Origin of the sequence: Streptomyces sp. HD (assembly GCF_028369295.1) — a bacterium.
GTDB lineage: Bacteria > Actinomycetota > Actinomycetes > Streptomycetales > Streptomycetaceae > Streptomyces.
The window spans coordinates 60,885-67,140 of sequence record NZ_JAQMYP010000057.1 but is presented as its reverse complement, the minus strand read 5'-3'; the positions used below and the strand labels follow the sequence as shown (position 1 = coordinate 67,140).

Below are 6,256 nucleotides of genomic sequence, written 5' to 3'. Positions count from 1 at the left end.
CGGCCCTCTCCTCAAACGGCAGGAATTCTGGGATGATCAAGCGGCCGGGGGGAATCTCCATCCCGAGCGTTCGCCTGAATACCCGTCCATCCTCACCGCACGGCCTCGGCACCTTCAACAGCCGCCAATTAAGCCTTCGGACCAGATCCTCAGATGGGATACGGCTTTGTTGGCCCAGCGCCAGGCAAGTGTCAGGGAATTGTCAGAGGCCCCGGCGGAACGCCGTCGAAGCTGCTCCGACACCTCGTCGAAGCCCCGTCGAAAACCCCGTAGAAACCCGCTCCTCGAACCGTCTTCGCGCATACGAAAGGGCGGGCTCCGTCATGGAGCCCGCCCTTTTCGATCGGCCGGCGGAGATGCCCGTCACATCCCGCCGACCGGGATGTCAGCAGTTCCCGAAGCGGAACCCCACTCCGCGCACGGTGACAATCCAGTCGCTGCCCCCCAACTTGCCGCGCAGGCTGCTGACATGCGTGTCCACCGTGCGCCGGGACCAGGAACCTCCCCAGACCTGCTGCATGATGAGCTTGCGCGAGATCACCGTCTCCGGGTGGGAGGCGAGCAGGTAGAGCAGATCGAACTCCTTGCGCGTGACCTCCACGACCCGGTCGTGCACACTGACCTCGCGCGAGGCGGCGTCGATACGCAGCGGCCCGCGCGAGATGACCTGCTCGGTCTGCACCTGCGGACGCGAACGACGCATGACGGCGTCCATACGGGCCATCAACTCCCGGAACCCGTACGGCTTGACGAGGTAGTCGTCCGCGCCGGCCTGAAGACCCAGGACGCGGTCCAGCTCCGAACCCCACCCGGTGACGGCGATGAGCGGTACGTCGCTCAGGGAGCGGATCGAGCGGCACACCTCCAGGCCGTCCAGGTCGGGCAGTTCGAGATCCAGCAGGACGATGTCCGAGACCTGGTAGGCCTGCAAAGCAGCGTTCCCCGTGCCGACCCCCTCGACATGGTGTCCGTGCCGTCGCAGTCCGGCAGCCAGTGCCTCCATGTCACCGACGTTGTTCTCGACGACCAGGACCCGCCAGTTGGCGGATGACCTGCGTATCTGGTGTGGGGTGGGATTTCGGTACTCCAGAGTGCTGCTCGTTGCGCGTTGGCTCACTGCTCTCCCCCTGAACATGTAGTTACCGCTTCGAGCGCTTCAGCTTGTCGAGCCTAAAAACCTACCTCTCGGTTTGTCAAAAAAAGACTAGGTAAACTCACCACCTGTGACAACTGATGCCGCATTTGCCAGAGTTGGGCCGACATGAAGGATCAATTCCGCTCCATGGAGTGATCAGGAGCAGAATTCGCGATCTCGTAAGTGGGTAAATTTCGACCGTGAACCAAGTGCAAACGACCACTGACGGCCACTGCGGTTTGTTCTGCGCGTCAACGACTGGCCATACTCGCCAGTAGATCGAGGATGAAGCAGCATCAACGGTCTGCTTCGCCCGATGCGTTGCGCATCCCAGGCCACGGTGGTAGACCGTCCAGGATGTTCTCGGTCGACTGATTCCCCGCTTCCACTTTCCCCGCCGCCCTGGTCATGAGGTGGGAAAGTGTGATCTTCTGGGCAGTATTGACGGAGTGTCGACAAGAACGAGGGCGACCGGCCGGACCGGCGCTCCCCCTCAGGGGCACTCGGGACCAACAAACAAACCTTCAAGTCCGTTTCCTGGACCGTGGGATGAAAGGATTCACGCAGGTGGGACTACAACAGGAGAGGGCGATCCGCACCCGCCGGCTGATGTTGAAGTCGGCGGCGGAGGTCTTCGACCGCGAGGACTATGCCTCGGCCAGGCTCTCCGACATCAGCGCGCGCGCCAACATGAGCACGGGCGCACTGCACTTCCACTTCGCGAACAAGGAGGACCTGGCGCAGGCCGTCGTCAGTGAGGCGCGCGACACTCTGTGGCGTGCCGCGCGCCTCGCGTACGTGAGGAACTCCGAGCCGCTTCAGGCCCTGACCGACATCTCGCACACCCTGGGCCAGTTGCTGTCCTGGGACGTCGTGTCGCGGGCCGGGCTGCGGCTGGACAACGACCGGTCCCGTAAGGGCCGGGAGCAGTTCATCCACGCCTGGCACGCCTGCGTGCAGCGCCTGCTGGACCACGCGCGGCATGGCGGCGGCCTCGCGGCGCAGGTCCATCTGCGGGCACTGACCTGTGCCATCGTCGCCGCGACGACCGGCATCGGCGTCCTGATAAAGGGGGGTGAGGGAGACCGGACCCGGCTCGCCTTCACCGGATTCTGGCAGGGCTTCCTGCCCGGGCTCGCCGCGCCTGACCTGCTCGGCGGACTGAACCCCGGCGGCACGAGGGACGTGGTCGACCACGCGGTGGCCGCGTCCCGCTATCTGCCCTGCGATCCGGAGGAGACGATGGCCACGGAGGCGGCGACATCGGGGGTGATGTGATCGGGGCCCGGGGCCGGGGCCGGCTCGGGGACCGGCCCCGGGTTCCGGTACCACTCGGCGTACCGGGCGAAGCGCTCGGCGAACGCCGGCCCGGGATCGTGGCCGAGGTCGGTCCAGACCCGGTCGTCGCTGAACCAGTGGTCCACCGCCAGCAGTTCGAGGTGATGCCGGGCGAGCGGGTGGTCGCGAAGCCGGGCTTGGGCGGTTTCCGGCGGAATGGCGGGAACCGACTCAGGAAAGAGACCGTACGTTTCGGCGACCGCCGTCAGCAGTTCATCTCCCGGCACCGGATCCGGGTGACCGACGAAATGGACACGGCCTCCGGGGACCGCCGGTGCCAGCGCGGCCGAAAGCAGCACCTGGCCGAGAGTCCCTGCGTCGATCACCGACTGCCGACCGAGCCGCCCCCGCGGCCGGGCCCCGAGCGCACGCAGCAGCGTCAGGACACCGGGCACCACCCAGCGGTCCCCCGCCCCGTAGACCAGGTGCGGGCGCAGGACCGTGCCGCCCTCCGCGAGGACATGGCGCTCGGCCGCCGCCCTGGTCCGGCTGGTGTCCGACACGGGCGCGATCGGCGCCTGCCCGGGCCGCACCTCGCGGAACGGACCCCGGCCGTGGACCGCCGCCGTACTCAGGTACACGAACTGCTCGACCCCGGCCCGGCGGGCCTCCTCGACCAGGGCGAGCGTGCCCAGGTCGTTGACCCGGCGCAGTAGTTCGGGGTCGCCGCCGACCTGGGAGGCGCAGTGCACCACGGCGTCGACGCCGTCGCAGACGCCGCGCAGGGAGTCTGGATCGGTGAGGTCGCCCCGTATGTATTCGACCGGGACGTACTCGACCGGGACGTCGTCGACCGGGGCCTCGGTCCGAAACGGTGGGCCGTCGGCCGTGGGCGAGGCAGTCGCCGACGGTGGTGTGCGGACCAGCAGGCGCAGCCGGACATCCTCCGCGACGCGGGCCGCGGCGACCACATGTCCGCCGACGAAACCGCCGGAACCCGTCACCAGGACGCGCCGGCTCACCCCTTGTCCCGTACGGCGCCGCCGAGCGTCGCGGTGAAGACGGGTTCCTCCTGCTGCAGACCCTGCACCCGCAGCACGGCGCCCTGGTCCGTGTCGGTGTCGTGCCGCGCCAGGATCCAGCAGGGCTCGGCGAGTTCGCAGTACTTGTGGAAGGCGACCCGCATCGACGCGGCGTGGAAGTCGTGCCCGGGGGTGAGGACGGTGGCGGCCTGCCGGGCCGCTTCGAGGAGCACCATGCCGGGGACGTGGTCGTTGGGGCGGGCGAAGAGGGTGGGGTGCGCGGTGTTCAGGCGGAGCCGCCAGCCGGGGCGGTGCTTGGAGAGGGCGAGGACGACGTCCTCGCGGTCGGCGCGGCCGGTCTCGTGCGGGGCGACGGCGGGAAGCAGCGGCACCGGGCGGCCCACGGCGGTCAGCCGCTCGGCGCGCAGCCGGTTGTAGACGCGGGCGGAGGTGCAGAAGAGGACGCCCATGCTGGTGGCGAGCAGCCGGCCCAGCCGCTGGAAACGCAGGTCCACCCGCATGCCGACGAGGCGCCCGGCGCGCAGCTGGACGTCGGAGCACTCGACCACGACGTCGATCGTGCCCGAGGCTTCGTGCACGGTGAAGTCCGGTGACTCGATCCGGTAGCCGAGTTCCCGCATCACGAACTGGTCGCCGATCGGGACGCCGAACTCCGCGTGGGCCAGCATCATCGTGGCCTGCCGGGTGGTCTCGGCCACGATCAGCGGGTCCTGGCGGCCGTCGGGGCGCGGGGCGAAGAAGCGGTGTGCGGCGGGCCAGTTCACCGAGACGAGATAGCGGTGCTCGGCGAGGCGCAGCCAGTCGAGGGGGAAGCGGTCCTCGGGGTCGGGACGGTGGCAGAGCTCGCCGGTGGCCAGGCCGTCGGGTGTCAGAACCGGGGAGTCGGTCCGGTAAGCGGGCCGTGCGGCGGAGTTTTCGGCGGGGATCGCCGCAGGCTGTCCGGCGAGCAGAGCGCTGTGGCGGGCCTGGACGGCCCGCGCGGTGGCGTCGGATCGTTCCTGCGCCGCATTCAGAGACGCATAAGACTCAACAAGTCGGTTGACTACGGATATCGCGCCATCAGACATGGTTTGCCCCCTGTGTCGATATATGAGGGGATCACTCCCCCCCTCGACAAAAGACTGACAGTCCGGTTCTCTTTGCGCGGGGACCTGACCAAGCTCTGACAAAGAAACAGGCACTGAGGCATGGCACGTCAAGCAAGAGCAATCCAGACCCGTAAGTCGATCCTGCTGGCGGCCGCCGAGGTGTTCGACGAGCGTGGGTACAGCACGGCGACCATCACGGAGATCATCGCCCGCGCGGGGGTCACCAAGGGCGCGCTCTACTTCCACTTCACCTCCAAGGAGGATCTGGCCCTCGGGGTGATAGCGGCCCAGCTGGAGCTGGGCCCGTTGCCTCCGCAGCGGACGAAGCTGCAGGAACTCGTCGACCAGGGGCTGCTGTTCGCGCACCAGCTGCAGTACGACCCGCTGACCCGGGCCAGCGTCGGTCTCGCCATGGACCAGTGGAGCGAGAGCGCCGAGGGCGGCAACCCCTTTCACGGCAGGCCGTTCCAGTCGTGGGCGGACCGGCTGACCTCGCTGCTCGTCGAGGCGCGTGAGCGCGGGGAGTTGCTGCCGCACGTGGACCCGGCGGAGACGGCGGAGCTGCTCTCGGGGTCGTTCACCGGCATCCAGTGGACGTCCCAGGTGCTGTGCCAGCGCAAGGACCTGACGCGCCGGGTGATCGCCATGTTCCGTCACCTCCTGCCGAGCGTCGCGATGCCGCAGCTGCTCCCGACGCTGGAGCTGACCCCCGACCGGGCGGTGTCCCTCCTCGCGTCGCGCGACGCCGCCCTGGACGCGGAGGGCACGTCCGGCGACGAGGAGTACGACGGCACCGCCGAGCCGGACGCCGCCTCCGCCTCCGCCCCGGAGGGGGAGGGCAGCGCCGCCTGACCGGCGTACCGGGCGCCGGGCCGACCCGAAGGGGACGACACCCCGGCCTCCCACCCCGGCCGGCCCCTCAGCCGGCCGTCCCGCCGGGCCCCGCACGGCCCGGCGGTGGGGTGGTCCGGCCGGTGTCCTCCAGGCGGTAGCCGATGCCGCGGACCGTGGTGATCCAGCCCTCGCCCAGCTTGGCGCGCAGGGCGCTGACATGGGTGTCCACGGTGCGCGTGGAGATGACCCACTCGTCCGCCCAGACCCCGGCGATCAGGTCCCGGCGGGAGACCACCGTCTCCGGTACCGAGGCCAGCAGCAGGAGGATGTCGAACTCCTTGCGGGTCAGCTCCAGCGGCACTTCCCCGAGCCACACCTCCCGCGTGCCGGGGTCCAGCCGCAGCGCCCCGCAGGACACTCCGGCCGGACCCCCGCCCGTGGCGACGCGCCGTGCCACCGCGTCCATCCGGGCGATCAGCTCCCGGAAGCCGTACGGCTTCACCAGACAGTCGTCCGCACCCGACCGCAGACTGAGCACCCGGTCCAGCTCGGAGTCCTTGCTGGTGAAGGTGATCAGCGGGGTGTTGCCGCGGGCCCGGATCTCGGCGCACACCTGCAGACCGTCGAGGTCCGGCAACTCCAGGTCGAGCAGGACGACTTCGGCCTGCTCCCACTTCTGGAGGCCGGCCCGTCCGGTACGGGCCCGCCGGACCTGATGGCCGTTGCGCACCAGGCGGCAGACCAACGGCTCGGCGGTCCCGTCATCCGGGTCGATCACAAGTACGCGCATCTGCTCTCCACACCGGGCCGTGCCCCTTGAGCGCCAGGGCCCGCGACGCCGGCATGATCCGAACGACAGGCCCTGGGCGCCCGGGGCC

At 69.3% G+C, this 6,256-nt stretch carries 6 protein-coding genes; 2 read left to right on the top strand and 4 right to left on the bottom strand.

All coding sequences use genetic code 11. The annotated features are described in order from the left end of the window. Nucleotides 1-385 precede the first annotated feature (385 nt). Entirely contained in the window at nt 386-1,135 is a 750-nt protein-coding gene (locus POF73_RS38335; protein WP_272123949.1) for a response regulator transcription factor, read from the bottom strand. A gap of 567 nt (nt 1,136-1,702) precedes the next feature. Here POF73_RS38335 and POF73_RS38330 point away from each other — a divergent pair. Continuing rightward, nucleotides 1,703-2,413, top strand: coding sequence for a ScbR family autoregulator-binding transcription factor (locus POF73_RS38330; RefSeq protein ID WP_272123948.1), 711 nt, complete (start codon nt 1,703-1,705; stop codon nt 2,411-2,413). On the opposite strand, the gene POF73_RS38325 is transcribed toward POF73_RS38330, so the two are convergent. Both POF73_RS38325 and POF73_RS38320 read right to left on the bottom strand, forming a co-directional pair. Beyond that, a complete protein-coding gene (locus tag POF73_RS38325; RefSeq protein WP_272123946.1) occupies nt 2,350-3,435 on the bottom strand; it encodes an NAD-dependent epimerase/dehydratase family protein in 1,086 nt (361 codons plus the stop codon). The two genes, POF73_RS38330 and POF73_RS38325, sit on opposite strands and share 64 nt — an antisense overlap. Beyond that, nucleotides 3,432-4,523: a ScbA/BarX family gamma-butyrolactone biosynthesis protein gene (locus POF73_RS38320; RefSeq protein ID WP_272123945.1), complete on the bottom strand. Its 1,092-nt coding sequence runs from the start codon at nt 4,521-4,523 to the stop codon at nt 3,432-3,434. Before POF73_RS38320 ends, POF73_RS38325 begins: the two co-directional genes overlap by 4 nt. Nucleotides 4,524-4,643: 120 nt before the next feature. Between POF73_RS38320 and POF73_RS38315 the strand changes: the two genes are divergently transcribed. Beyond that, the gene (locus POF73_RS38315) at nt 4,644-5,396 is read left to right on the top strand and encodes a ScbR family autoregulator-binding transcription factor (protein WP_272123944.1); all 753 of its coding nucleotides are present in this window, start codon (nt 4,644-4,646) and stop codon (nt 5,394-5,396) included. Between the two features lie 67 nt (nt 5,397-5,463). Here POF73_RS38315 and POF73_RS38310 read toward each other — a convergent pair whose 3' ends face one another. Beyond that, nucleotides 5,464-6,168 carry a response regulator transcription factor gene (locus POF73_RS38310; protein ID WP_272123943.1) on the bottom strand — a complete coding sequence of 235 codons (705 nt, stop codon included), beginning with the start codon at nt 6,166-6,168 and terminating at the stop codon, nt 5,464-5,466. Between the last annotated feature and the right edge of the window lie 88 nt (nt 6,169-6,256).

What these genes read in the sequence shown, in the direction of transcription:
- POF73_RS38310 (WP_272123943.1), bottom strand. Translation starts at nt 6,168, where the DNA reads ATGCGCGTACTTGTGATCGACCCGGATGACGGGACCGCCGAGCCGTTG.
- POF73_RS38315 (WP_272123944.1), top strand. Translation starts at nt 4,644, where the DNA reads ATGGCACGTCAAGCAAGAGCAATCCAGACCCGTAAGTCGATCCTGCTG.
- POF73_RS38320 (WP_272123945.1), bottom strand. Translation starts at nt 4,523, where the DNA reads ATGTCTGATGGCGCGATATCCGTAGTCAACCGACTTGTTGAGTCTTAT.
- POF73_RS38335 (WP_272123949.1), bottom strand. Translation starts at nt 1,135, where the DNA reads ATGTTCAGGGGGAGAGCAGTGAGCCAACGCGCAACGAGCAGCACTCTG.